Consider the following 25,593-nt stretch of genomic DNA (forward strand, 5'->3'; position numbering starts at 1 on the left):
CGTCCGTCCTGCTGTCGAGAAGTTCAGCTTAAACAGGCCGTCCGTCACACGGCGGCGCGCTGGTAGAAGGGGCGCACCCGCTCCAGCATCCAGTCGCCGACCGGGTCCTGTGCCATGTCGAGCAGGATGAGGTTGACCGGCCAGGCGCATTCGACGCGGCCGAGGGCGCGGCCGAGGGCGTCCAGCGGCGCGTTGCGGTCGACGCCGTCCCAGGCGACGAGCTGGACGCCGACGAAGAGGGCGGGCTCGGTGCCCTCGACGCTGGCGAGCGCACGGCGGGCGGTGGTGACGACGCCGGTGGCCTCGAACTCGGCGGACGCGGCGGCGAGGAAGTCGACGGGGTCGTCCTGCCAGTCGGGCTCGAAGAGCCGGACGCGGCCGCCGGTGGCGGGCCCGTCGAGCGGGGTGCGGCCGACGCGGCAGAGCTCGGCGACGGCGGGCGGGGGCAGCGGGACGCCGACGACGCCGCCCGGGTTCACGGCGATGCCGAGCTGCGGGGGCAGGCCGCGGGCGAAGTCACGGGCCGGGGCGACGGTGAACGACATGTGGCTGCCGACGCAGGCGAGGAACTGCTCCTCGGAGCTGAAGACGGGGACGTACGCCGCGCCGTCGATCTCCATGGTGGCGAGGTCCAGGTTCGGGCTGTCGGGTCCGCCGCCGTTGGGCAGGGGCACCCAGACCGGGCTGCGGCCGAGGACCTCGACCAGGCGGGCGCCCGCCGAGGGGTTGCCGAGGGATGCGGCAAGGACCTCTTCCAGCTCATTGCCCGGCCACGTCACGTCCACGGTCCCGTTTCCCCTTCTCGCACGGCCTGCCGTACCGGCCGCCCCGGCAGCACCCTAACGCCGCCCCGGCGCCGCCGTGGCCAAAAGAAGGGGTACGGACACTTCGGGACAGGGGCGTACGTCACAGCGGCCCGCGTCGGACAGCCCCGCGCACAACGGCAGCGGCCCGCCTCGGGCCGCCCCGCGTCCACCGCGAGGCGGCCGCCTCAGGCCGCGTCGCGGAAGCCGATCTTCCGCAGCGTGTCCGCCGCGTCCCGGTCGAGCAGGGTCGCCGAGGCGCAGCCGTGCGGCAGCCGGCCGGACTCCGCCGCCGCGACGAGCCGGGCGACGGCCCGCCGGTGCCGGGCGAAGGCGTACGACGAGACACCCCGGCCGCGGGTCCGCTGGCCCTCGCGGGCGGTGTCCGGGTCGACGTCGAGGAGGACCAGGTGGAGGGCCCGGCCGCGGCGGCGGGCCTCCCGGGCGAGCCAGCCCCGCACCCAGGACTGGGTGCCGCAGTCGTGGACGATCACCCCGGCACCGGACCGCAGGGCGCGGCGCAGCCCCGCGTAGTGCGCGATCCGGACCAGCGGGCGGTAGACGGCGTACGGCAGGAGGCGGGGCATCCGGGCCTCCCAGCGCTCCCGGGTGTCCTGCGAGTCGATGCCGGCGCCTTCGGCGGCGCGCCGCATGAGGGTGGACTTGCCGCTGCCGGGCAGCCCGGAGACGACCACGAGGTCGCCGGCGGCGAAGGTGAGGGCGCGGGGGCCTCGGCCGCCGCGCTCGCGCAGGTCGCGCAGGAGCCGCCCGCGGCCGCGGGTCCGGGCGCGGGCACGCTGGGACGGTATGCCGGTACTCGGCGCGTACGCGCCGGTGTGCTGGAACCTCATCGTCTCTCCCCCTGCCGGGCCTGGGAAGACCCTTGCCCACAAAGTGTAAAGAAACGGTAATGGGACACAAGCGATATGCCCCGCGTGGCTCGCGTGCAATGATGTGCGCGCCAGGCGCGCACAGTCGCCACACAATCGCATACCGGCCGCTCGAATCCGCGCGGGAGAGTTCCGGACGCCAGCCGTGTCCGGACGCCGAAGGAGCAAGACCCTCCCTTGAATCTCTCAGGCCCCGTACCGCGTGGATGAGGCAGATCTGAAAAGCGGGACACCTGCCGTGTCCCCACCCAAGGTGCAAACCGATCTCTCGGCGACGAGATGCTCTCGGTGAACCTCTCAGGTTCCATGACAGATGGGGAGGACGTCCTCGCCCGTCATGTGTTTCGTCACCGATCACGCCCTTGGGACCCGGGAGCCACCCCATGAGCACTGCCCCCCGTCTGACCGCCCTCGATGCCCTGCATCGTTCGCTGGGCGCGACCATGACCGACTTCGCCGGCTGGGACATGCCGCTGCGGTACGGCAGCGAGCGGGACGAGCACATCGCCGTCCGCACCAAGGCGGGTCTCTTCGACCTCTCCCACATGGGGGAGATCACCGTCACCGGCCCGCAGGCGGTCGAGCTCCTCGACCACGCCCTCGTCGGCAACATCTCCACGGTGGGCGTCGGCCGTGCCCGCTACACGATGATCTGCCAGGAGGACGGCGGCATCCTCGACGACCTGATCGTCTACCGCCTCGGCGAGACGGAGTACATGGTCGTCGCCAACGCCTCCAACGCGCAGATCGTCCTGGACGCGCTGACCGAGCGCGCGGCCGGCTTCGACGCCGAGGTGCGGGACGACCGTGACGCGTACGCCCTGATCGCGGTCCAGGGCCCGGAGTCCCCCGGCATCCTGAAGTCGATCACCGACGCCGACCTGGACGGCCTGAAGTACTACGCCGGCCTGCCCGGCACGGTCGCCGGCGTGCCCGCGCTGATCGCCCGTACCGGCTACACCGGCGAGGACGGCTTCGAGCTGTTCCTGAAGCCCGAGCACGCCGAGGGCGTCTGGAAGGCGCTGACCGAGGCCGGCGCGCCGGTCGGTCTGATCCCCTGCGGCCTGTCCTGCCGCGACACGCTCCGCCTGGAGGCGGGCATGCCGCTGTACGGCCACGAGCTGACCACGGCGCTGACCCCCTTCGACGCGGGCCTCGGCCGGGTCGTGAAGTTCGAGAAGACGACCAACGACGGCCGTTTCGTCGGCCGTGAGGCGCTGGAGAAGGCCGCCGAGCGCGCCGAGACCGCCCCGCCGCGCAAGCTCGTCGGTCTGGTCGCCGAGGGCCGCCGGGTCCCGCGTGCCGGCTTCTCCGTGGTCAAGGACGGCGTGGTGATCGGCGAGGTCACCTCCGGCGCCCCGTCCCCGACGCTCGGAAAGCCGATCGCCATGGCGTACGTGGACGCGGCGCACGCCGAGCCCGGCACCCAGGGTGTAGGTGTGGACATCCGCGGCACCCACGAGGCGTACGAGGTCGTGGCACTGCCGTTCTACAAGCGCCAGAAGTGACGTATCCGTCTCACTTCGCGTCTCACCCCGTAAGACCCACGTTCATCAGTACTCCCCCGATCCAGGAGAATCAGGCCATGAGCAACCCCCAGCAGCTGCGCTACACCAAGGAGCACGAGTGGCTGTCGGACGCCGAGGGCGGCGTCTCGACCGTCGGCATCACGGAGTTCGCCGCCAACGCGCTCGGTGACGTCGTCTACGCCCAGCTCCCCGAGGTCGGCTCCACGGTCACCGCGGGCGAGACCTGCGGCGAGCTGGAGTCGACGAAGTCCGTGAGCGACCTGTACTCCCCCGTGACGGGTGAGGTCGTCGCCGCCAACCAGGACGTGGTGGACGACCCGTCGCTGGTGAACACGGCTCCGTTCGAGGGTGGCTGGCTGTTCAAGGTGCGCGTCACGGGTGAGCCGGACGAGCTGCTCTCCGCCGACGAGTACACCGCGTTCTCCGGGAACTGAGACCGGGCCCGAGACCCTTAGGGATCGATTCATGTCGCTTCTGAACACTCCCCTCCACGAGCTGGACCCCGACGTCGCCGCCGCCGTCGACGCCGAGCTCCGCCGTCAGCAGTCCACGCTCGAGATGATCGCCTCGGAGAACTTCGCTCCGGTCGCCGTCATGGAGGCGCAGGGCTCCGTCCTCACCAACAAGTACGCCGAGGGCTACCCGGGCCGCCGCTACTACGGTGGCTGCGAGCACGTCGACGTCGCCGAGCAGATCGCGATCGACCGGATCAAGGACCTGTTCGGCGCCGAGTACGCCAACGTCCAGCCGCACTCCGGTGCCTCCGCGAACCAGGCCGCCCTCTTCGCGATCGCCCAGCCCGGCGACACGATCCTGGGTCTGGACCTGGCGCACGGCGGTCACCTGACCCACGGCATGCGCCTGAACTTCTCGGGCAAGCAGTTCAACGTGGTCGCGTACCACGTGGACGAGGCCGGTCTGGTCGACATGGCCGAGGTCGAGCGCCTCGCCAAGGAACACCGCCCCAAGGTGATCATCGCGGGCTGGTCCGCCTACCCGCGGCAGCTGGACTTCGCCGAGTTCCGCCGGATCGCGGACGAGGTCGAGGCCTACCTGTGGGTCGACATGGCCCACTTCGCGGGTCTGGTCGCGGCCGGTCTGCACCCGAACCCGGTCGAGCACGCGGACGTGGTGACCTCCACCACGCACAAGACGCTCGGCGGCCCCCGCGGCGGCATCATCCTGGCGAAGAAGGAGTTCGCGAAGAAGCTGAACTCCTCGGTCTTCCCCGGCTTCCAGGGCGGCCCGCTGGAGCACGTGATCGCGGCCAAGGCCGTCTCCTTCAAGGTCGCCGCCTCGGAGGAGTTCAAGGAGCGCCAGCAGCGCACCCTGGACGGTGCCCGCATCATCGCCGAGCGCCTGGTCCAGGACGACGTCACCGCCCACGGTGTCTCCGTCCTGTCCGGCGGTACGGACGTCCACCTGCTCCTCGTCGACCTGCGCGACAGCGAGCTGGACGGCCAGCAGGCCGAGGACCGTCTCCACGAGGTCGGCATCACGGTCAACCGGAACGCCGTTCCGAACGACCCGCGCCCGCCGATGGTCACCTCGGGTCTGCGCATCGGTACGCCGGCGCTCGCGACCCGCGGTTTCCAGGCCGAGGACTTCACCGAGGTCGGCGACATCATCGCGGAGACCCTGAAGCCCGGCTTCGACGCCGACAAGGCCGCGTCGCTGAAGGCCCGGGTCACGGCGCTCGCCGACAAGCACCCGCTGTACCCCGGCCTGAAGTAGTTTCGTACCCTTTTGTTCTGCGGCCGGTCTGCGGTCGTTGGTTGGGAACCTTCGGGGCACCGCGCACACTGGACAGTGAGCGCGGTGCCCCACCCCATGTCCTCGCGCCGTACCGCACGTCCTTCCTCTCCGCGCTTTTCTGCTCCACCCCGGCAGACAACGGCGTCTAGCCCCCACAAGGAGTCCTCCGTGGCCATCTCGGTCTTCGACCTGTTCTCGATCGGCATCGGCCCGTCGAGCTCCCACACGGTGGGACCGATGCGCGCGGCCCGGATGTTCGCCCGCCGCCTGAAGAACGAGGGCCTGCTCGCCCACACCGCGAAGGTACGGGCGGAGCTGTACGGCTCCCTCGGCGCGACCGGCCACGGCCACGGCACCCCGAAGGCCGTCCTCCTCGGTCTGGAGGGCAGCTCGCCGCGCACGGTGAACGTGGAGACCGCGGACGACGAGGTGGAGCGGATCAAGTCCAGCGGCCGGATCAACCTGCTCGGCGCGCACGAGATCCCCTTCGACTTCGACGCCGACCTGATCCTGCACCGGCGCAAGGCGCTGCCGTACCACGCCAACGGGATGACGATCTTCGCGTACGACGCGGAGGGCGCCCTGGTCCTGGAGAAGACGTACTACTCGGTCGGCGGCGGCTTCGTCGTCGACGAGGACGCCGTCCAGGGCGAGAACCCGATCGTCCCCGACGACACCGTCCTGAAGTACCCCTTCCGCACCGGCGACGAGCTGCTCCGCCTCGCGAAGGAGACCGGCCTGTCGATCTCCGCGCTGATGCTGGAGAACGAGAAGGCCTGGCGCACCGAGGACGAGATCCGCGCGGGCCTCCTGGAGATCTGGCGGGTCATGCAGTCCTGCGTCTCGCGCGGCATGTCCCGCGAGGGCATCCTGCCCGGCGGCCTGAAGGTCCGCCGGCGCGCCGCGAACCTGGCCCGCAAGCTGCGCTCCGAGGGCGACCCGAAGATGCACGCCATGGAGTGGATCACCCTCTACGCCATGGCCGTGAACGAGGAGAACGCGGCGGGCGGCCGGGTGGTCACCGCCCCGACGAACGGCGCGGCCGGCATCATCCCCGCCGTCCTGCACTACTACATGAACTTCGTGCCCGGCGCCGACGACGACGGCATCGTCCGCTTCATGCTGGCGGCCGGCGCGGTCGGCATGCTCTTCAAGGAGAACGCCTCGATCTCCGGCGCCGAGGTCGGCTGCCAGGGCGAGGTCGGCTCGGCCTGCTCGATGGCGGCGGGCGCCCTCGCCGAGGTCCTCGGCGGCACCCCGGAGCAGGTGGAGAACGCGGCCGAGATCGGCATGGAGCACAACCTGGGCCTGACCTGCGACCCGGTCGGCGGCCTGGTCCAGATCCCGTGCATCGAGCGCAACGGCATGGCGGCGGTCAAGGCCGTCACGGCGGCGAAGATGTCGATGCGCGGCGACGGCAGCCACCTGGTCTCCCTCGACAAGGTCATCAAGACCATGAAGGAGACCGGCGCGGACATGAGCGTGAAGTACAAGGAGACCGCGCGGGGCGGTCTCGCGGTGAACATCATCGAGTGCTGAATCGGTTGTTCACGTGACGGTCCCCGGGCCGGGCGGCCGCCGCCGCCCGGGCCGGGGCCGGGTCAGTACCGCACCCAGAGGACGATCACGTCCGGGCGGGTGGAGGTGAAGGGCTCGCAGAGGAAGATCGGGCCCCAGATCTGGTAGCCGGCCCGACCGGCGGCCTGGCATTCGGCGTACGAGGCGTGGTGGCTGCGGGCGTAGAAGCCGGGGCCCGCGGCCTCGGCGGCGCCGGCGGTGCCCAGCGCGAGGGCACCGGCCGTGGCCGCGGTGGCGAGTGCGGCTGCGATGCGACGGTACATGGCATGTCCTCCTGAAAACGCCGGGATGCCCCGGCGGAGTGCGTGACGATGCGATGTGGTGCGGTACGTGCGGGCTGCGCAGCCGGGGACGAACGTACCGTCGCGGACAGAGGCACACAATAGGTCTAGGCCAATGCGTCAGGTCGCTTCGGCGTGTCCGTCACGCCGGGGTCGGCACCACGCTCCTGCCCGTCTCGTGGGCGTACAGCATCGCCCGGTCGCGGAGGGCCGCGTGGACGGCCATGCGGGCGTCGCGGCGGCGCTGGGCCGGCCCGTCGGGCAGGTGCAGGATGCCGGCGTTGCCGCGCGAGCCGCGCTGGATCTCCGCCGTGCGGGGGATCCGGAGCGACTGGTAGCGGTCGAGCCGGACCGCGGTCGTCGACGGCGCCGGGTCGGCCAGACAGGCCGCCAGGTCCATCGCGTCCTCGACCGCCTGGTTCGCGCCCTGCGCCATGAACGGCAGCATCGGGTGGGCCGCGTCGCCGAGCAGGGTCAGCCGGCGCGAGGACCACACGTCCAGCGGCGGCCGGTCGTGCAGCGCCCACTGGAGGGTCGTCTCCACGGCGCCCACGACGTCCGCGACCAGCCCGGTCCAGCCGCCGAACACCCGGCGCAGCGCCTCCGGATCGCCGGGGACCGACCAGGACTCGCCCGGGGACTGCGCCATCGGCACCGTCGCCGCGAAGCTCAGGTACTCCCCCGCCGCGACCGGGTAGCACACGAAGTGCCCGCCCGGGCCGAGCCAGAGGCGCACCAGAGGCGCGCGGGCCGCGTCCGGGAGCCGGTCCATGGGCACCAGCCCCCGGTAGATGCCGAGCCCCGAGAACTCGGGCTCGTCGCGCCGGAACGCCTCGCGGACCGTGGAGTGGATGCCGTCGGCGCCCACCACCAGCTCCGCCCCGCGGACGGTTCCGTCCTCGAAGGCCAGCCGGACGCCGTCACCCGACGCGTCCGTCTCCCGCGCCTCGCTGAGGCGTTCGCCCAGCTTGAGGCTGCCCTCGTCGACGAGGGTGAGGAGCGCGTCGTGGAGATGCGCCCGGTGCACCGTGTAGTACGGGGCTCCGAACATCCGCTCGCACTCCGCGCCGAGGGGCGTCCGGGCGATCGGCCGTCCGCTCCACCCCCGTACCTCCATGGCCTCGATCGCCACCGCCCGCTCGCGCAGGGCCGGGCCGAGGCCGAGCCGCAGCAGCGGCCTGACCGCGTTGGGCGAGAGCTGCACTCCCGCCCCCACCTCCGCGAGCCGCCGCGTCTGTTCGTACACCGTGTACGGAATGCCCATGGAGGAGAGCGCACCGGCCAGCGTCAGTCCGCCGATGCCGGCACCGACCACCGAGACGTGCGGCCGCTCCTCCGCTCCCCACTCGTCCAGATCCCCGAACCGCACCTTTGAGACCGCCTTCCGCGTCGCTGCTGTGTCGGCACCGTCGGCGTCGCCGGCCGCGGTCTCCCGCAGTCCGGCCGTCCGCCGCACCCCGAGCATGGGTCGCCCACCGGCCCCCGGCAACGCGGGTCACGCCCCCCTCTGACAACTGTCGCGGCTTCCATGACGTCCGTCACCGCCGCCCCCGCGGGCCCGGCCGGGCCCGCCGGCCCGCCCCTAACGTCGAGGCTGCGCCCCGGAGTCCGTCTGCGGGCGACGACCCCACGACGTCCCACCACCACACGCCGGGAGGCACACAGTGACACGAGCCGAGGGACCGCGGTGACCGCCGCGGTGGCCGTGGAAGGCCTGCAGAAGCGGTACGGCGACCACGAGGCCGTGCGCGGCGTCGACTTCAGCGTCGCGGAGGGCGAGATCTTCGCCCTGCTCGGGCCGAACGGCGCGGGCAAGACCACCACCCTGGAGATCCTGGAGGGCTTCCGGGAGCGCGACGGCGGGCGGGTCGAGGTCCTCGGCCGCGACCCCGGCGTGAAGGCCGACGGCCACTGGCTGCGCGGCCAGGTCGGCCTCGTCCTCCAGGACATCGCCGTGGAGCCCTATCTGTCGGTACGGGAGACCGTGGCCCGCAACGCCGGCTACTACCCGGACCCGCGGAACGTCGACGAACTGCTCGACCTCGTCGGCCTGAACGAGAAGAAGGGCGCCAAGGTCAAGGACCTGTCCGGCGGCCAGAAGCGCCGCCTCGACCTGGCGCTCGGCGTCGTCGGCCGGCCCAGGCTGCTGTTCCTGGACGAGCCGACCACCGGCTTCGACCCGAACGCGCGCCGCGGCGCCTGGGACGTCGTGCGCAATCTGCGCGACGACGGCACCACCATCGTCCTCACCACCCACTACATGGACGAGGCGCAGGCGCTGGCCGACTCGGTCGTGGTCATCGCCGAGGGCCGCATCGTCGCCTCGGGCACCCCGGACACCCTCGGCGGCCGCGACAGCGCCCAGACCCGGATCCGTTTCGCGCTGCCGACGGGCGCCGCGCTCGCCGACGTACCCCTGCCGGTGAGCGATGTGGAGGACGGCCTGGTGACGGCCGAGACGACCGAGCCGACGGCCGCGCTGCACCGGCTGACCGGCTGGGCGCTCGACCGGGGCACGCCGCTCGACCGGCTGACCGTCGAACAGCCCACGCTCGAGGACGTCTACCTGAGCCTGACCAGCGAGTACGTACAGCAGGAAGCCTCCTCGCCGTCGGCCGCGCGGGAGCGCAAGGCGCCCGCCGGACGAGGCCGCCGACCCGGACGGAGCCGCTCATGACCACCCTGATCCCCCCGACCGCCGAGACGACCGCCCCGGCGGCCTCGGCGACCCGCGCGGACGCCCCGCGCGAGCGGAACCAGCTGGCCCTGCTCGGCCATCAGATCCGTTACGAGCAGCTGTCGTTCTGGCGCAACCCGCAGTCGATGGTCTTCACCTTCGTGCTGCCGATCGTCATCATCGGCATCTTCGGTGCCGTGTTCAGCGGCAGTGAGGGCCAGGACTTCTTCTTCGGTCTGACCGGCATGCAGTACTACACGCCGGTGATCGCCGCCGTGTCCGTACTCGGCGCCTGCTACGGCCAGTTGGCGATCGTGCTCGCGATGCGCCGGCAGACCGGGGTCCTCAAGCGGCTGCACGCCACGCCGCTGCCCGCCTGGGTCTACTTCGCCGGTCTGCTCGTGCACTGCGTCGTCGTCAGCATCGTCGACGTCGCGCTCGTCTTCGGCATCGGGGCGCTCTACGGCGTCGACCTGCCCACCCACTGGGGGGCGGTCCTGCTGACGCTCGTCCTCGGCGCGGCGAGCTTCTGCGCGCTCGGTGTCGGCGTGGCCTCGCTCATCAAGAACTCGGAGGCGGCCCCGGCCGTCGTACAGTTCATCCAGTTCCCGCTGGTCTTCATCTCGGGCAGCTACTTCCCGATCCACGCGGAGCTCCTCAACACCATCGCGGGCCTGCTGCCCGTCAAGCCGTTCAACGACGCGATGCTGGCGCTCTTCACCCAGGACGCCGGCTTCCAGTGGCGTGACCTGGCGGTGCTCGCCGCGTGGGGTGTCATCGGCGCCCTGATCGCCGTCCGCAGCTTCCGCTGGGACCCCCGCCCCGAGTAGGAACGGGTGCGCATCACGAAAAGGCCCGACCGGGAGACCGGCCGGGCCTTTCGTGTTCCCCGTGGGGGGGGTCTGTGGTCAGACGTTCCGCGGGACGGGGGGGCTCTCCGGTACCGGGGTGTTCTCCGGCACGGGGAAGGCGTGGGCGAGGACCGCGTACGTGCGCAGCTCCTCCAGGAGGCTCAGGCCGAGCCGGTTGTGGAGCATGTGCGCGTGCGAGAAGAGGACCATGCCCGGGTGGGCCGGCGACTGCTCACGGATCTCGTCCGCGTGGGCGGCGATCCGGGCGTGCCAGCCGGCGAAGGGGCCGTGGGATCCCGGGTCGAGGGTCACCGCCCCCTCGACCCGGGTGATCGTGTCGAGGAGTGCGGCCGGGTGGCCCGCCTCGGCGGCCCAGGCGCGCCAGGCTCCGAGACCGTGGGCGTAGTAGTACGCGCGTTCCGCCGGGTCCCCGAGGGCGGCGGCGACCGCGACGGTGCCGCGCAGGGCCAGCACGGCCCGCTGCCGCTCGCTGCTCACCTTGGGCAGGGCGGCGAGGACGAGGGTGCTGGACAGGGTGAAGAGGGACTCGGCGGCGGGCATGAGGGCCGGGCCGCCGTAGCGGTCGAACTCCGGCTCGTAGACGGCCGGGTGGACGCCGGGGGGCAGCAGGGCCTTCACCGAGGTGTTCTCGCCGGTCTCGCCCGCGGCGGCGAGCCGCTCGGCCCCGCTGCGGTAGGCGCCGGGGTCGAGCGGCTCCTCGCCCGGGGCGGGCGCGCCGGCGACGGCCAGGCGATCGGTGAGGGCGGCCTCCACGCGCGCGCGTGCGGCGGTGTCGAGATCGCCGACGCGGAGCCGCAGGTGCGGGCCGGACTGCCAGTAACGGATGAAGAACCACGGCGTGCCGGGGGCGAGTTCGCGGATCGTGGGGCCGATGACATCGGTGACGACCCGGTCGTGTGCCGACCGGGCCGTCGTACCGAGGTGGAGGTGCCAGGCGGTCCATTCGGTCGCCCGCGTCGTGACCGGCGGGGGCGTGGTCGGGGTCGGGGTCGCCGTCGGGGTCGGGGTCGGGGTCACGGGGACGCTCCTTCAGAGTCTGAGGTCGAGCAGCGCGCCGCCGGTGTCCTGCGGTACTCCCACGACCACGGACAGGACGATCATCTCGTCGGGGTCCAGGCCGAGGACGCGCTGGGTGGGAATCTCCTTGAAGGCCCGCACGGGGCGGGCGAAGAGGCCGGAGGCGGCGGCGGACAGGCAGAGCCCGTGCGCGGCCCAGCCCGCGGCGTGCTGGACGGCGCCCCAGCCGGCGGTCCCGAGGCGCTCGAAGAGCTCCCGGGTCCGGACGGACAGGAACACGGTGAGCGGCGCGTCACGGATGCCGCAGCCGTTGACGGGCGAGACGCCGTAGCCGTACTGCTCCTCGATTCGCTCGGGCGCGGTCGCGTCGGCGCGCAGGAGACTCGCGGCGCCGTCCCGGAGCCGGTGGACGCCGTCGGTCCGCCCTTCGACGCCCTGGACGACGGCGGTGACGGTCAACGCCGCGAAGGCGGTGCCGAGTTCGGGTCCTGGTGGCGGTACGGAGAGCCAGCGGGCGGCGCTGTCGAGCGCCTCGGCGGGCAGGTTCCGGCGCCGGCCGCTCATGCCGTGCAGGGCGCGCGGCATGCGTCCGGAGTGGCGCCGCCAGAGCAGTTCCGCCCAGTCCGGCACGGTCGCCGAGGGGCCGAGGCCCGCCGGGACGGCGGTGGTGAGCGGGGCGGGGGCGCCGTCGTAGGTCTGCTCCCGGTTGACGCGGATCAGCTCCGCGAGGGCGGGGTCGGTGCGGGTGAGGTGGGCCGGTGGCGCGGGAACGAAGCCCGTCTCCCGGGCCGGTACTCCCCCGCCCTCCAGCTCCACGACGAACGGAAGGGACCAGGCCCAGGCGTCGTCCAGCTCCAGGGCGGACAGCAGCGCGTGCGCGTCCGGGCCCGGAAGACGGAGCCGCGCGGGCACGTCGAAGAGTTCGAGACCGAGGCTCAACGCCCGCAGGACAAAACCGAGTTCGATGGCGATGAGCGAGCCGCGGAACCACTGGTAGGCGGGTGGCACGGTCGTGTACCGGCCGGTGAGCACGACGTTCCGGGCGGGGGCCGCCGGGGCGCCGGTGAGGGCGTGCCGGTCCGGTTCGAGCAGGCGCCACGGCATGCCGGCGCCCCCGTCCACGAAGGCGTGGACGGGGAAGAGGCAGCGCGGCGAGGCGTACGGCCGGTGGTCGTTGTAGGGGTTCTCGGGCTCTCTGCGCTGCGGTCCGAAGGCGGTGACGAGGGCGCGGCCGAGCCGGTCCTCGACCGGTTCGGCCGCGCCCCGCCCGCGCCGGCCGCCGGGTGACGGCGCGGGGTAGGGCAGCGCCGCGAGCCGGTCGTGGGTACCGAGCGGCAGGGCCCGGCGCGGGCCGCCCCCGCGCGGTGGCGGGGGCGGTACGTGCGTGTCGGGCGGCGGTTGCGGCACCCAGGTCCACGGGGGCGCCTCCGGCGCGTCGTCCCCGGCCCCGTACGCGTACCAGAGGGGCTCGCGGGCGATGCTGTTGTCGCCCTCGGGGCCGGGCAGGTCGACCGGGCCGCGCCGGGGCGGGACCCCGGCGCCGGCGTCCGCCGCGCGCGGAGCCGTCGGGGCCGTCACGGGAACGGGTGGGGGTCGAGGGGGATCGCCCGGTGCTCCTGCCCGGTACCGCGCAGGGCGGCGGTGAGCCGGGGCAGTCCGGCCAGCCGCTGCTGGGCGTGGCCGAAGCACATCGGGACGATGCCGGGGACGACCGCGCGGGCCACGTGGATGCCCGCGTCCGCGTGTTCGCGGCTGGTCTGGTCGACGAGCACGATCCGGTCGAGCCCGGCCTCGGCGAACAGTCCGCGGACGAAGTCCAGGGCGCCGCGCACGTCCCCGCCGGAACCGCGCTCCATCCGGCCCGGCCAGTCGGGGAAGGCCTCGTCGAGCGTGACCCGGGGTCCGCCGAGCGCCGCGGTGGCGCGGCGGGCGGTCTCGGGCAGCGAGGAGAAGCGGACGTGGTCCTCCAGCTCCTGGACCAGCCACGGGTCCTCGACCATCGGCTCGACGGTCTCGCGGGTCCAGTCGACCGGGTTGGTGACGAGCTGGGCGACCTCGCGCAGGGCGCCGCGGATCGCGGCCTGCGGGTCGGCGCCGGATCCGGCCGAGGAGAAGGTGGCCGGGAAGGGGTTGAGCCGGTTCACCGCGAGCACCCAGACGACCGGAAGGCCGATGTCCTGGGTGGCGACGAGGAGGTGCACGTCGAAGCCGCGCGACTCCATCAGCTCGATCATGGCGCGGCTTGTGGGGTCGGTCAGGGTGGAGTTCGGGATGGTCGGCAGCGGGGCGGCCCGGTGCCAGGAGAGCAGGAAGGCGTCCCGCTCCGCCAGCTCGAACAGCGAGTGCAGGGCGGCCTCTTCGAGGTTGGCGCCGACGGCGCAGCCGCTGGACGACTCGTAGAAGTAGTGCTTGCGGCCGGGCGTCCCGGCGGCGCGGGCGGCCCTGCGGTCGCGGCGGTGGTTGTACTCGTACTGGTAGAAGGCGTGGTCGGCGGGGACGAGCAGGGCGCGCCCGTCGTCGAGGTCGTGGCCCCACACCCAGTCCATCGGGGTGTCCGCGTCGAACGGGGTGGCCCTGCCGGTCGGGTGGGCGAGCTGCTCGGCCGTGTACTGCCCGAGGCCGGCCGGGTCGACGGCGTGCTCCGCGACCTCGGCGTACGAGCGGTGGGTGAGGACGGGGATGTCGTACGGGAAGCCCGCGAGGCGCTCGTACGCCTCCAGGATCGCCACGGGTCCGGTCTCGGCGAAGGTCCGGGCGCGGCCGTGGCCCATCGCCGGGGCGTCCGGCACCACGGCCATGCTCATCGCGAACGGGGCGCGGGACTCGCGCAGGAGCGCGCGGACGGGACCGAAGCGGTCGTCCACCAGGCGGTCCTGGAGCACCCCGCGCTCGACGAGCCGGCTCGCGGCGGTGCGGGTGCAGTCGCCCGGGAAGGCGGGCCGGTCGGCCAGGGTGAGCGGCGCCGGGGTCCGCCTACCGTCGAGCCGCTCGTACGCCGGTCCGCAGAGCGGGCAGTGGAAGCTGCGGGCGATCCGGTGCCGGCGCAGGCCGCGCGGCGAGACGGAGAAGAGTTCGCCGGGCCCGAGCGGCCGCCTCACCAGGTGTTCCAGGGTCGCCCGGAGCAGTTCGGGGAGGAGCGGCGCGCCCGGCCCGGGGGCGGTGGTCGCGTACCGCAGGTCGCCGACGAGGGGGTGGTCGGGGACGGTGCGGTCGCGGACCTCGGCGCAGCCGGCGCAGCCCGCGTCGGTGCCGGGCCGCCAGAGCGGCCCGACGAGGACCTCGTCGCCCAGGAGGCGTACGGAGAGGTGGGGCCGGCCGGCGGCGACGGCCTCGTCGAACCGTGCCCGCTCCCAGTCGAGGTGCCAGCCGCGGTCGACCGCGACGGTTCCCTCGGGGAGGACGTCCGCGAGGACGTCGAGCGCGGAACGCCAGGCCTCGTCGGCGGGGTGGGCGTCGAACCCGGGGCCCCGGGCGAGGGCCGGGGCGGGGACGGGGGTGAGCGTGTCAGTGGGCATCGTGGGCCTCCACGGGGCCGTACCAGAGGGGAAGCTCGCCGAGCACGGGGTCGCGGCGGAGGGCCTCGCCCCGGTACGTGGTGCCGGAGCGGGCGGCCAGTTGGGCGCGGAGGCCGTCCAGGACGGCGCGGTCGGCGAGGAGCAGGGCGTCGGTGGAGAGCGGGTCGACGGTGCCGGGACCGTCCGCGGTCTGGGTGTGGGCGAGCGCGGTGCACAGGGCGTTCCGGGCGGCCTCCGCCGCGTCGGCGCCCCAGGCGCGGCCGAGGGTCGCGCCGTCGGCGGTCACCTCGGCGAGCCGCCAGTCGAGGCCGGGCACGCCGTGGAGCCGTAGCGCGGGTTCGTGCGGCAGGAGGGCGCGGAGTCCGGCGAGGATCCGCAGGCCCTCCGCGTCGAGGGCCTCGCACGCCACGCCGCCCGCGGCCGCGGCGGGAGCGCCCGCCGGGAGGGCCGCGGGCGGCACGTGCGGGGTGGCGGTCTTCGCCGGAAGGGGTGCCGTCTCCTCGGCGAGCAGGCGCAGCGCGCCGTCGAGGAGCCAGTGTTCCCTCGTGAGCCCTGCCGCCGGGGTGGGAGCCCCGGGGATGCGGGCGTGCGGACCGGCCGCCGGGGTGGGCGCCCCGGGGATGAGGGCCCGCAGGGCCTGCAGGGTGGCCGCCACGGTGGCGGTCTCCTGATGGGCGGCCCAGGCGAGGACCGTGGTCGTGGGGCGGCCGTCGGCGCGGAGCTCGGCGGCGCGCAGGGCGAGCGGCATCTGGGGCAGGTCGGCGCCCTCGGTGAGGGCGAGCGGTCCGGTCCAGCGGGCGGCGAGCGGGGTCGCCGTCTCGCGTGCCTCGTCCGGCTCGGGCCGGGGGTTGGCGGGGGCGGTGCCGAGGGTGAACGGGCCCTCGGGGAGGGAGCCCGGTCGGCCGGTCGCGGCCGCCTGGTGGGCTCCCTCGACGGTGACCCGGTCGGAGACCAGGTCCGTCCCGTGCACGACATGGGCCTCGCCCGTGTCCGCCGTACCGGTGAGGGTGTCGATGAGGAGCTGCGCCCCGAGGGCGCCGGCGAGCGCGTCCGCCATGGGACGGGGCGCGGGGGCGGTGGACTCGGCGGCGGCCCAGGCGCGGGCCCGGTCGTGGAACGCGGCCCGGACGGCCGGGTGTCCGGGGGCGGTGAGGGCGGGTCCGACGAGGGTGACGCCGGTGCCGCCGAGGAGGACGGGGACGACGAGGGGCGCCTCGGCGGACGGCGCCGGACTCCCGTCGTCCTCGCGGATGTCGAGGACCGCGTCCGGGGCGGCGGCCGCCTCCTCCGTACCGGTGAGGACCGTGCCGACCCCCGCCCGGCGCAGACCGCGCACGGCCGGGCCGGTCGCGGTCGCCGGGCCGGTGACCAGGACCGTCGCGGCGCGGAGCCGCGCGAAGGCCGCGTACGGGTCGTCGAGGAGGCCTTCGAGGCGGGCGAGGGACTCGGCGTGCCGCCGCCGTACGTCGGCGGGCGGTTCGGGCGCGGTGTGGGCGGCCGGGTCGAGGAGCAGTCCGTTCTCGCGGAGCTTGTCGACGAGGAGACGGACGGCGGGGCGGGCGCGCTCGGTGCCGATCTCGGCGACGAGCGCGTCCTCGTCGGTGCCGTCCTCCAGGAGCGGGACGCAGCCCTGGGCGACGGCGTGCAGGACCTCGGAGCCGCGCAGGACGAACCGGGCGCGGGCGCCGCTGAAGTAGACGCCGCCGGGGACGGGTGCGTAGTGCAGGTCGGGTCGCGCCCTGAGCGCCGCTGCGGGCATCGTCATCGCTCCTCGCCCTCGGTGGTCGGGTGGTAGGTGAAGCGGCCGCCGGCGGTCCGGCCGACCTCGACGACCCACTCGGTGGCGTGGGTGCCGTCGACGACGCCGGGCAGTGCCTCCTCCAGGTAGCTGCCGCCGGTGTCGGCGCCGCGGCGCTCCAGCATCCGGGGCAGGACGCGGGCGCCGAGCGCGCTGCTCAGGTCCACGTACTGGGGCTTCTGCTGAAGGCGCTTGGACTGGATGTCGGGGGCGCCGACGGAGAGCGGGCCCTCGTCCTCGGGGACGGTCTTGATGACGACCTCCTCGGGGACGCCGTACGTGGCGCGCCAGGCGTTGAGGGCGAGGAGCCGCTCGTGCTCCTCGGGGCCGGCGGCCAGGGCGGCGCCCAGCTCCTCTCCCCCGTACCAGCGGCGGCGGCCGATGAGGACGTCGCCGACGGCCATCCGGGGGGCGACCCGGGTGGTCGCCCGGTCCCAGGGGGTGGCGGCGTGCCAGCTGTTGGGGAGGGCGTTGAAGAGGCGGCCGCTGATGGCGAGGCCGGAGGCGACGGAGAGCGGCGGCGGGAAGAGGCCGGGGTGGCCGGTGCCGAGCGGCAGGACCCGCAGCGGGGCGCCTTCGGCGTCCTCGACGCGCAGGGAGTCGGTCTCGGGGTCGTGGGCGAGCCGCAGTCCGAACCAGTCGTCGGGGGTGAGGCCTCCGGGCAGGATCGGAGTGTGGGCGTTGACGTTGAGGCGGTGCAGGCCCAGGTCCTCGGTGACGCGGGCGCCGTCGTAGCCGTACACCCGGCGCACGTGGTCGGCGAGGCGGGGCAGCGCGCGGCCGCCGAGGCGCCGGTCGGCCTCCAGGAAGCGGGCGTAGAGCATGCCGTGGCCCGGCAGGCCGTCGTTGAGGACGAGGTGGCCGTCGCCGCGCTGGAGCAGGATGCCGTAGATCAGCGGGTCGCGGCGGAAGCGTTCCGGCAGGTCTCCGGTGAGGCCGGCGACCTGCTCCGGGCTGATGCGGAGGGTGTCGTCGCCGCGCTCGACGGCCTGGCCGATGAGGGCGTGGAGCGCCTCGGTGACCTCGCGGCGCAGCTCGTAGATGCGCTCCAGGGAGCCGTCGGCGGGGCCGATGCCCTTGAGCGCGGTGGGGTCGCCGGGGCCGTCGGGTCCGTACACGGCGGCCATGGCGGCGGCGCGGCGGGAGACCTCGCCGACGACGAAGGGGGCGTTGGCGGCGAGGGGGACGTTCGCCCCGGGGCCGAAGCGCTCGACGAACGCGGCGGTCATGAGGACGCGCACGTCGTGCAGCCAGTCGAAGACGGTGAGGAGTTCGACGGCCGGGCCGAGGTCCTTCAGTGATTCCTTCCAGGGTTCCGTGGCCACCTTGAGCGGCGGCATCACGTAGTCCTCCTCGACCGTGACGTGCGCGGGTCGTCCGGCGGCGTGGCTGAGTTCGCCGAGAGCGCCGCGCAGCTCGGCGAGCGCGTCGCCGCGTGCGGCGGCGGGCGCGGCGGTGAAGGCGGGCAGTCCGGCCCTGACGCGATCGGTGAGCCGCTTCGTCACCGGGCGGGGGTCGTCGGGGGTGAGCAGGACGTCGTAGTCGGTGGAGCCGTCCTCGGCCTCGTGGAAGGTGCAGAGGAGGCCCTGTGCGACGGCGCCGCGGACCTTCTGGTCGGCGTCCTCGGCGGCGATGCCGGAGCGTGCGGCGACATGGGCGACGACGGACGGGAAGGGGCGGGGGCCCATGGAGACGGCGTCGAGGAGGTCTCCGGCGGGGCCGTCGAGGGAGACGGCGGCCCGGCGCATCCCCTCGGGGGCGGGCTTCAGGAAGAAGAGCTTCCCGGCCGCCGGGTCGGGCGCGGAGGTCGGCGGAAGGCCGATCCACATGTCCTCGATCGCCCGGTCGGCGGGGTCGGGCAGTCCGCCGAGCACGTAGTTGAGCATCACGCGGTCGAGGCCGGGGAAGGCGGTCGCGCCGCCGAAGCCCGCCTCGTCGGGTCCGGGTGCGGCCGGGTCGGGCTCGGCGATGCCGACGGCCGTGAACCGGGCGAGCGGGCTCGTACGGACCATGGCGCGGGTGACGTACTGGATGAGGCCGCGCTCGGACTTGCGGGACTTGGAAGGAACCCTGCCGGGGGCCCGGACGGCGGCGCGGTAGCGCTCGGCCTCCTGGTGGACCTCGGGTGCGACGAGGGCGAGCGAACGCAACAGATCGGCGTCGCCGAGGAGTTCGGCGAGGACTCCGCGCTCGCGCTCGGCCGCGTCGGGGTAGCCGGCGACGAGCTCCTCGCGGATCCGCTCGCGTTCCCGGCGGGCTTCGAGCCAGGTGTCGATCACGGGGGTCGCGGGCTCCGGCGCCTTCTTCGGGGCCTTGCCGCTGTTCACGGCGCGGCGCAGGGCGATCAGTTCGCGCCGCTCGGCGTCGTCGGTCGCGGCGCCGATCCGCTCGTACAGCTCGTCCGAGGCGGCGGCGGCGGCTTCGGCGAGGGTCTGCTCGGCGGCGGTGACGAGGACGAGCTGCCGGCGCAGCTCGGGGTCGGCGAGCCGGGCCCTGCGCAGCGGGTTGACCCGCAGGAACCAGAGGGGCTCGGGGGCCGGCGTCACGTGAGGGTTCGGTGCCTCCAGGGGTGCGGACGCCGCCGTCGGTGCGGTCGTCGGGCCGGGCGTCGGTGCGGTCACCTGCTCGGGCGGCGTGTCCCCGCGCGGGTCCGTGGGGATGCCGATCACGGGGGCGGTCATCGGAGGGCTCCCTCGGGGGCGGTGCCCGGAGCGGCGCTCGGGGCAGGGGCGGCGGAACTCGTTCTCCCGGCAGGGGTGTTCACGGCGATGCGCTCGCGCCAGGTGACGCCGAGGACCTCGTCGACCGTCTCGGCGACGGCGAAGCAGGTGTAGTAGCGCTGCATCGGGGAGACGGTGAGCAGCGGCAGCTGCTCGTAGAAGAGGTTCGTGAGGAGGCGGAAGGAGGCGAACCACGGGGACGGGGCCGAGGTCACGCCGGCCTCGCCGACCGTCCGGTGGAAGTCGCTGTCGGGCTGTTCGCCCTGCGGGACGACGGTGGTGGCGCCGGGCGGCCCCATCTCGGAGCGGTCGAGCCCCGCGGTGGCACCGTCGAGCAGGTCGAGGGTGAGGGTGCCGGCGGCGACCGCGCTCTCCAGTGCCCCGGCGCCGTAGGCGAGTCCGGTGCGCCAGGCGGCGGCGGTGGCGGAGACCTCGCCGCTCAGCCGCTGCTCGACGACCCGGCGGAGCACGGGCGCGTCCTTGGCGAGGCGCTGCTGGAAGACGGGGCGTACGTCCTTGGTGGGCGCGGCCCAGGCGAGGAATGCCTCGACGTGGGAGCGGGGTGAGAAGACCCCGTATCCGAGGCCGAGGGTGTGGGTGTCGGCGAGCGCGACGAAGGCCTCGGCGAGCCGGAGCGTGCCGGAGCCGGGCTCGCCGGCGAGGTCGTCGATCGTCCGCAGGAGCGCGGGGGTCAGGGCCCCGTGCACGACGGTACGGAAGCGGTCGAGGCGTGGGTCGCGGGCGGCGGCCGCGGCGGGTCCGCCGTCCCGGCCGCCGGGCTCGATCCGCTCGACGGCGCCGTGCTCGCGCAGCGGCAGATAGGGCGGCTGGACGGCTTCCAGGCGGCCGAACTCCCGGGCCTGGTCGAGGTAGGTCTCCTCGGTGAGCGCCCGGGGCGGGTCGAGCGGGCCGGCGTCCAGGGCCCGGGCGACGCCCTCCCAGTCGGGGCCGCCGCCCGGGACGCCGGTGGCGTCTCGGGCGAGGATGTCGACGTGCGGTCCGTGGAGCCACCCGCGGCGCAGCTGGACGGCGGGAGCGCCCGCCTCGTTCAGCGCGCGGGCGACCGGTACGACGTACCGGGCGAGCCAGGCCGGTGTGACCGGCATCCGTGTGTGCAGCCGCACTCCCGTCAGGCCGTCGGAATCCGGCTTCACGGCAGTGCGCTCCAGCGCATCAACCCCCATGCTTTCGCACCTTCCGAGAATTGGAGAAAAACGTCCTGGGCTTTCTTCTGCTTCCGGCCGCAATCATGTGACGGAGAATTGCGGGGCGATAGGGGAAAGGGACCCGCGCTGACATGTGTCACCCTTTCCGTGACGCTCGGGCCATGGCTTCGTTCGAGACGGGTCCGAGTCTGACTGGCTGAAAATAGACAACGCGGTCGGATCATCGAGGAGCGTCGTTGTAAGGTCCGCGCCATGACTACGGAAACCACCGACGCCGAGTGCCTGGCACTCACGCGTAATCTGCGCCGTCGCGGCGCGATCGTCCTCGCCGTCTTCGCCCTCGTATGGGCCTTCGCGGGCGGTTCGGGAATAGCGGCGGTGCCCGTGTCCGTCGCGGTCGGCGTCGTCGCCGCCGTCGTGACCGCCGGCGCGGTGGTGCTCGCCTTCCGGGGCACCGCGGGTCCGGTGACCCGTCTGGTCCGTCTGCCGGAGAAGTGGAACCGGGGGGTCGGCCTGGTCAACACGGCCGAGCTGGTGGCGATCTTCGCGGTGATCGCCGCGTCGAACGCCTCGGGCCACCCCGAGTTCATCCCGGTCGGGATCTGCCTGGTCGTGGGCCTGCACTTCTTCCCGCTCGCCCGCCTCTTCGACCAGGGGCAGTACAAGTGGACCGCGATCTTCCTGACGGCGGTCGCCCTGGTCGGGCTCGTCGTCCTGGCGGCCGGCACCACTGCGGAAACGATCCGCACGGTGGTGGGCCTGGGCGCGGCGATCGTGCTGTGGGCCTCGTCCTTCCACGTGGCCCTGCGCGGCTGACGGCCCGCACTCCCCGGCAGCTCCTCGGAGCCGCCCGGACGCCGCCCGGGAACGGCTCGGCGACACCGCGACGCACGCGAGGATGCGCCACCCGGCCGGAGCCGGGCGGTCGCATCCTTCGTGCGTCGTGCGTTCAGCCTCGGTTACTCGGTCAGCAGGCCGAGCAGGTGGAGGAGGACGACGACGAGGTGCCGATCGAGCCGCTGGAGGCACCCATCTCCGGGAGGGCCACGCCCTGGGCGACCTCGAGGGTCTCCAGCTCCGCGACGTCGAAGTTGTCGAAGGCCGCGTCGTCGCCGTTCTTGATGTCGTCGATGCTCATGGTGTGTTTCCTTTCAGCGTTTCGGTTGGGGGATGTTCAGCAGGCGGAGCAGGTGGAGGAGCTGGAGGACGAGGTGCCGATCGAGCCGCTGGAGGCACCCATCTCCGGGAGGGCCACGCCCTGGGCGACCTCGAGGGTCTCCAGCTCGTCGACGTCGAAGTTCTCGAACGCCTTGTCCGCGTCCTGGCCCTGCTTGATGTCGTCGATGCTCATTCTGAATTCCTTTCCGAATTCTTCTCGGCAACCGTTCGGCTGCAACACCAATAATGCTGACCGACCATCCCCCGCACCAGCCTTTCCGAGCTCCGCCTGACGTTTATCACGCCCGGAATAACCGGCGTCATGCCGGAAGGGCTCAGGGGTTCTCGGGAAGGGACCACTCGGGGCTGTTGAGCATGCGCCACCCTTCCCCCGGCTCACCTGCGACGGAGTCGTCCGGGCGCCGGCTGCCGAGCAGGAAGTCGCCCACCGAGGACTCCTGGAGGTAGTCCAGGCCGAGCACCCGCGCGGACATGTCGGCATCGCCGTTGCCCAGCGCGCACGGGGCGAGACCGAGGGCCGTCGCGACCAGGTACATCGTCTGGTAGAGCACGCCCGTGTGCCGGAGCGTGGTCGCGTAGGCGATGGCCCGGTACTTCCACGACATGCGCTGGAAGCGGGCCGTGACGGTGACGAGGACGTCGGGGCGCGCCTCCATGCCGGTGGCCCGCGAGGCCACGTGGAAGAGGGACTCGCGGTCGGCCTCCTCCTCGTTCCGCAGGACGAGCCGGTGGCCGACGGGGTCGTAGTAGTAGATGCCGGGTGCCAGCCCCTCGCAGCGCCGCACGGTGACGTACAGCTCCAGCTCGTACCCCTGGCCGCCGCTCGGGTAGGGGCGGGAGACGACCTCGTCGCGGTCGCTGCCGGGCTCCGGTGTGTAGTGGGCGCGGACGCGGGCGACGCGGTAGAGGAACTCGCCGAGCTGGCGGGCGGTCATCTCCTGGTCGCCGTAGCCCCGGATGGACCGCCGGGTCTCGATCGCCGTGGTGAGGGAGGGGTCGTGTGCGGCGATCTCCTCCCGGGTGGGCCGGTGGAGCGGCACGGAGGGGCCCTCGGGGACGGGGCGTACGGCCGGCCGGGGCTCGACGGCGCCCCGGTGGGGGTAGACGGCGCCGAACACGTCGTCGTACCTGCCGGAGCGGATGCGCGAGTGGAAGAGGAGGTCGTGGAAGTCCCACTGGCGCAGGACGGGTTCGCTGTCGGAGGCGAAGACCCCTTGCTCGTCGGCGAGTTCGGCGAATCCGGCGCCGACGAGATGACCGAGGACGTCGGCGGTGCCGGCCTCGTCGAGACCGGCGTCCGTGCCGAGGCGGGCGGGGGTGCCGGGCTCGCCGAGCGCGGCGGCCAGGGTCCGGGCGGCGGGGTCGGTGAGCACCGCCCGGAACTTGACCAGCGGCGACTCCAGGACGAGGGCGCCTTCGCGGCTGCGGCAGAAGGCGAAGCGGGAGAGACGTACGGTCGCGTCGGCGGGGACGAGGACCGGCACATGGGCGGCGTCGCGCGCCACCGGCTCCAGGCGGAGCAGCTCGCGGCTCCCGCCGCGGGCCAGGACGGCGTGGGCCACCAGGTGCCGGGCGCGGTCGAGGACCCGCTCGAACTGGACGCGCTCGGCGGGGCGAAGACCCTCGTACAACTCCTCGGCGGGCAGCGGCCCTTCGGCGAGCCGCTGCAGGGCGGTCCGGACGCCGTCCCGGACGGGGCGGAGGGCGAGCGTGGTGGCGGGCCCGGCGAGGGTGGCGACGTCGCCGTCCCCGGAGGCGAAGAGGACCCGCACGCCTCCGGTGAACGCCGGGACGGCGAGGGCGGGTTCGAGGGGGCGCGGGCCGGTGTCCGACGGTGTCTGCGTGGTCTGCACGGTGCCTCCGTGGGCGCGAGGATGACGGTCCGGCGCCGGGGCCGTGCGGCCCCGGAGGCCGGCGGACGGGAAGGCGCCGTACGCAGGGCAGACGCCGGGCACCACTCTCGCGCGGGGATTCGGCCCCCGATCGACGCCCGCCGTGATCGGTGACATTTCCCGGGCACTGCGTGACGGACGGCATTCCGCACCGTGACTCCCGTCATGCCGGAGTGCCTGATTCCCGTACCCACCGGCGGAAATGACCGAGGTCATCGATCGCGTGACACATGCAAGAGCCGGCGCGAACCCGCTCGGAGTTCCGGCCGTTCGCGCCCATGCTCGGAGAGCGAATTCATCACTGTTCCGAAGCGCCGCCCGAGGTACGGCCCGAAAGGCCGGCCGAAGCGCCGCCCGGACCGTCGCCCGACCACCGTCCGAACCACCGTTCCCGGAAAACCGTCACGTTAGGAATCCGCTGTGTTCTCTCGCCGCAACGCGATACGACTCGGACTCACCGCCGGTGCCGTCGGCGCTGTCGGCGCGGCCGGCGGGGTGTTCCAGAGCCTCACCTCCGGTACGCAGGCGGTGGCCGCCGAGCCGCCCGCCGGCCCGCCCGCGGTCACCCCGTTCACCGTGCCGCTGCCCCGGCCGCGGGTTCTCGCCCCGTACCGGCGGACCCGCTCGGCCGACTACTACGCGGTCACCATGCGCAGGGCACGGGTCGAGATCCTGCCCGGGCTGCGGACCGAGGTCCTGACGTACAACGGCACCTTCCCCGGCCCCACCATCAGGGCCCGCAGCGGGCGCGCGGCCGTCGTGAAGCAGATCAACGCGCTCTCCGCACCGACCTCGGTCCATCTGCACGGCGGGAACAACCCGCAGGACCAGGACGGCGGGATGATGGACCTGATCCAGCCGGGCCGGTCGAAGACCTACGTGTACGCCAACCGCCAGGTGGGCGCCACGCTGTGGACGCACGACCACGCCCACCACATGGAGTCCGAGCACGTCTATCGGGGCCTTTCCGGGCTCTACCTCCTCGGCGACGAGGCCGAGGACGCGCTCGGACTGCCCTCGGGGCCGTACGAGGTGCCGCTGATCCTCCGGGACGCGCACTTCGACGCGGCGGGGCAGATGGTCTACACGATGGACGACGCCCTCAACCGCACGACCATCCTGGTCAACGGTGCCCCGTGGCCGTACATGAAGGTCAAGGCCCGCAAGTACCGCTTCCGGATGGTCAACTCCTGCAACCTGCGCATCTTCGTGATGGCGCTCTCCGACGGCAGCCCGATCATCCACGTCGGCTCGGACGGCGGGCTGCTGCCGGCGCCGGCGCCCTCGCCGGTGATCGTCCTCTCCCCCGGCGAACGGGCCGACTTCGTCGTCGACTTCTCGCGGTACGCGCCGGGCACCCAGGTCACCCTGGCGAACATGCTGGGTCCCGGGCCGACCGAGCTCGTCGGGCAGATCATGCGCTTCGACGTCGAGGAGAAGGTGACCGACACCAGCCGGGTGCCGGACGTCCTCACCACTCTGCCGCCGCTGCCCACGCCGACCGTGGAGCGGAGCTTCGAGCTGCGGATGGACGAGCCGGGCACGGGCCACCTCGCGTACATCAACGAGAAGACCTTCGACCACGACCGGATCGACACCGAGATCGCCTGGGGCTCCACCGAGGTGTGGACGGTGAAGAACACCAGCACGACCGTTCCGCACAACTTCCACACCCACCTGGTGCAGTTCCGGATCCTCGAAAGGGACGGAATGCCGGTCTATCCGGCGGAGGCCGGCCTCAAGGACACCGTCCTCCTCTTCCCGGGCCAGACCGCGAAACTGCAGCTGACCTTCGACACCCACCGCGGGGTCTTTCCCTATCACTGCCACATGATCGACCACAGCGCCATGGGAATGATGGCGCAGATGCGCATCTCCTGAATCCTTCCGCACCACCGCATGGTCCGCACCACGCATGGTC

Annotated in this window: 21 protein-coding genes and 1 riboswitch; of the genes, 8 read left to right on the forward strand and 13 right to left on the reverse strand. The window is 73.4% G+C overall.

Translation table 11 applies throughout. The features are described from left to right. Positions 1–44: 44 nt before the first annotated feature. Positions 45–785 carry an enhanced serine sensitivity protein SseB gene (locus tag IF00_RS0121400; RefSeq protein WP_030320381.1) on the reverse strand — a complete coding sequence of 247 codons (741 nt, stop codon included), beginning with the start codon at positions 783–785 and terminating at the stop codon, positions 45–47. A 206-nt stretch (positions 786–991) separates the two neighbouring features. After that, positions 992–1,654 (reverse strand): AAA family ATPase, encoded by a 663-nt coding sequence (locus tag IF00_RS0121405; RefSeq protein WP_030320383.1) that lies wholly within the window; start codon positions 1,652–1,654, stop codon positions 992–994. A 151-nt stretch (positions 1,655–1,805) separates the two neighbouring features. Continuing rightward, a riboswitch (glycine riboswitch) is annotated at positions 1,806–1,904 on the forward strand. Between the two features lie 172 nt (positions 1,905–2,076). Between IF00_RS0121405 and gcvT the strand changes: the two genes are divergently transcribed. The 4 genes from gcvT (at position 2,077) to IF00_RS0121425 (ending at position 6,516) form a co-directional block, all read left to right on the forward strand. After that, positions 2,077–3,201 carry a glycine cleavage system aminomethyltransferase GcvT gene (gene gcvT / locus IF00_RS0121410; protein WP_030320384.1) on the forward strand — a complete coding sequence of 375 codons (1,125 nt, stop codon included), beginning with the start codon at positions 2,077–2,079 and terminating at the stop codon, positions 3,199–3,201. Positions 3,202–3,278: 77 nt separating this feature from the next. Continuing rightward, complete coding sequence (gene gcvH, locus IF00_RS0121415; RefSeq protein ID WP_030320386.1) at positions 3,279–3,656, forward strand: glycine cleavage system protein GcvH; 378 nt, start codon at positions 3,279–3,281, stop codon at positions 3,654–3,656. A gap of 31 nt (positions 3,657–3,687) precedes the next feature. Then, positions 3,688–4,956, forward strand: coding sequence for a serine hydroxymethyltransferase (locus tag IF00_RS0121420; protein ID WP_030320387.1), 1,269 nt, complete (start codon positions 3,688–3,690; stop codon positions 4,954–4,956). A 189-nt stretch (positions 4,957–5,145) separates the two neighbouring features. Continuing rightward, positions 5,146–6,516, forward strand: a complete 1,371-nt coding sequence (locus tag IF00_RS0121425) for an L-serine ammonia-lyase (RefSeq protein WP_030320388.1) — start codon at positions 5,146–5,148, stop codon at positions 6,514–6,516. Between the two features lie 62 nt (positions 6,517–6,578). Here IF00_RS0121425 and IF00_RS0121430 read toward each other — a convergent pair whose 3' ends face one another. Continuing rightward, on the reverse strand, positions 6,579–6,818 hold the full coding sequence (locus IF00_RS0121430) for a hypothetical protein (RefSeq protein ID WP_030320389.1): 240 nt from the start codon (positions 6,816–6,818) through the stop codon (positions 6,579–6,581). A 160-nt stretch (positions 6,819–6,978) separates the two neighbouring features. Beyond that, the gene (locus tag IF00_RS0121435; protein ID WP_030320390.1) at positions 6,979–8,301 is read right to left on the reverse strand and encodes an FAD-dependent monooxygenase; all 1,323 of its coding nucleotides are present in this window, start codon (positions 8,299–8,301) and stop codon (positions 6,979–6,981) included. 222 nt (positions 8,302–8,523) lie between these two features. On the opposite strand from IF00_RS0121435, the gene IF00_RS0121440 reads away from it, so the two are divergent. Both IF00_RS0121440 and IF00_RS0121445 read left to right on the forward strand, forming a co-directional pair. After that, entirely contained in the window at positions 8,524–9,513 is a 990-nt protein-coding gene (locus tag IF00_RS0121440; protein WP_030320392.1) for an ABC transporter ATP-binding protein, read from the forward strand. Then, positions 9,510–10,343: an ABC transporter permease gene (locus IF00_RS0121445; RefSeq protein WP_030320393.1), complete on the forward strand. Its 834-nt coding sequence runs from the start codon at positions 9,510–9,512 to the stop codon at positions 10,341–10,343. The genes IF00_RS0121440 and IF00_RS0121445 overlap by 4 nt, the downstream gene beginning before the upstream one ends. Before the next feature lie 78 nt (positions 10,344–10,421). Here the strand turns inward: IF00_RS0121445 and IF00_RS0121450 are convergent, their stop codons facing one another. Genes IF00_RS0121450 through IF00_RS0121475 form a run of 6 tightly spaced genes read right to left on the reverse strand, consistent with a single transcriptional unit; the run spans position 10,422 to position 20,619 of the window. Continuing rightward, positions 10,422–11,402: a thiopeptide-type bacteriocin biosynthesis protein gene (locus IF00_RS0121450; RefSeq protein ID WP_037638765.1), complete on the reverse strand. Its 981-nt coding sequence runs from the start codon at positions 11,400–11,402 to the stop codon at positions 10,422–10,424. Positions 11,403–11,414: 12 nt separating this feature from the next. Then, on the reverse strand, positions 11,415–12,980 hold the full coding sequence (locus IF00_RS0121455) for a nitroreductase family protein (RefSeq protein ID WP_030320398.1): 1,566 nt from the start codon (positions 12,978–12,980) through the stop codon (positions 11,415–11,417). After that, a complete protein-coding gene (locus IF00_RS0121460; protein WP_030320400.1) occupies positions 12,977–14,917 on the reverse strand; it encodes a TOMM precursor leader peptide-binding protein in 1,941 nt (646 codons plus the stop codon). Before IF00_RS0121460 ends, IF00_RS0121455 begins: the two co-directional genes overlap by 4 nt. Continuing rightward, positions 14,907–16,682: a hypothetical protein gene (locus IF00_RS0121465; protein WP_158710509.1), complete on the reverse strand. Its 1,776-nt coding sequence runs from the start codon at positions 16,680–16,682 to the stop codon at positions 14,907–14,909. The genes IF00_RS0121460 and IF00_RS0121465 overlap by 11 nt, the downstream gene beginning before the upstream one ends. After that, positions 16,679–19,396, reverse strand: coding sequence for a lantibiotic dehydratase (locus IF00_RS0121470; RefSeq protein WP_030320403.1), 2,718 nt, complete (start codon positions 19,394–19,396; stop codon positions 16,679–16,681). The genes IF00_RS0121465 and IF00_RS0121470 overlap by 4 nt, the downstream gene beginning before the upstream one ends. Next, positions 19,393–20,619: a hypothetical protein gene (locus IF00_RS0121475; protein WP_245234601.1), complete on the reverse strand. Its 1,227-nt coding sequence runs from the start codon at positions 20,617–20,619 to the stop codon at positions 19,393–19,395. The genes IF00_RS0121470 and IF00_RS0121475 overlap by 4 nt, the downstream gene beginning before the upstream one ends. Before the next feature lie 234 nt (positions 20,620–20,853). Here IF00_RS0121475 and IF00_RS0121480 point away from each other — a divergent pair, with 234 nt between their 5' ends. Beyond that, complete coding sequence (locus tag IF00_RS0121480; protein WP_030320410.1) at positions 20,854–21,417, forward strand: hypothetical protein; 564 nt, start codon at positions 20,854–20,856, stop codon at positions 21,415–21,417. A gap of 151 nt (positions 21,418–21,568) precedes the next feature. Here IF00_RS0121480 and IF00_RS43935 read toward each other — a convergent pair whose 3' ends face one another. The 3 genes from IF00_RS43935 to IF00_RS0121495 form a co-directional block, all read right to left on the reverse strand. Next, a complete protein-coding gene (locus IF00_RS43935) occupies positions 21,569–21,739 on the reverse strand; it encodes a thiazolylpeptide-type bacteriocin (RefSeq protein WP_015036315.1) in 171 nt (56 codons plus the stop codon). Between the two features lie 36 nt (positions 21,740–21,775). Continuing rightward, a complete protein-coding gene (locus tag IF00_RS43940; protein WP_073912617.1) occupies positions 21,776–21,952 on the reverse strand; it encodes a thiazolylpeptide-type bacteriocin in 177 nt (58 codons plus the stop codon). Between the two features lie 142 nt (positions 21,953–22,094). After that, on the reverse strand, positions 22,095–23,633 hold the full coding sequence (locus IF00_RS0121495) for a SagB/ThcOx family dehydrogenase (protein ID WP_245234602.1): 1,539 nt from the start codon (positions 23,631–23,633) through the stop codon (positions 22,095–22,097). Between the two features lie 459 nt (positions 23,634–24,092). Between IF00_RS0121495 and IF00_RS0121500 the strand changes: the two genes are divergently transcribed. Next, positions 24,093–25,553: a multicopper oxidase family protein gene (locus tag IF00_RS0121500; protein WP_030320414.1), complete on the forward strand. Its 1,461-nt coding sequence runs from the start codon at positions 24,093–24,095 to the stop codon at positions 25,551–25,553. Positions 25,554–25,593 lie beyond the last annotated feature (40 nt).

The organism is Streptomyces flavochromogenes (genome assembly GCF_000717595.1).
Lineage (GTDB): Bacteria > Actinomycetota > Actinomycetes > Streptomycetales > Streptomycetaceae > Streptomyces > Streptomyces flavochromogenes.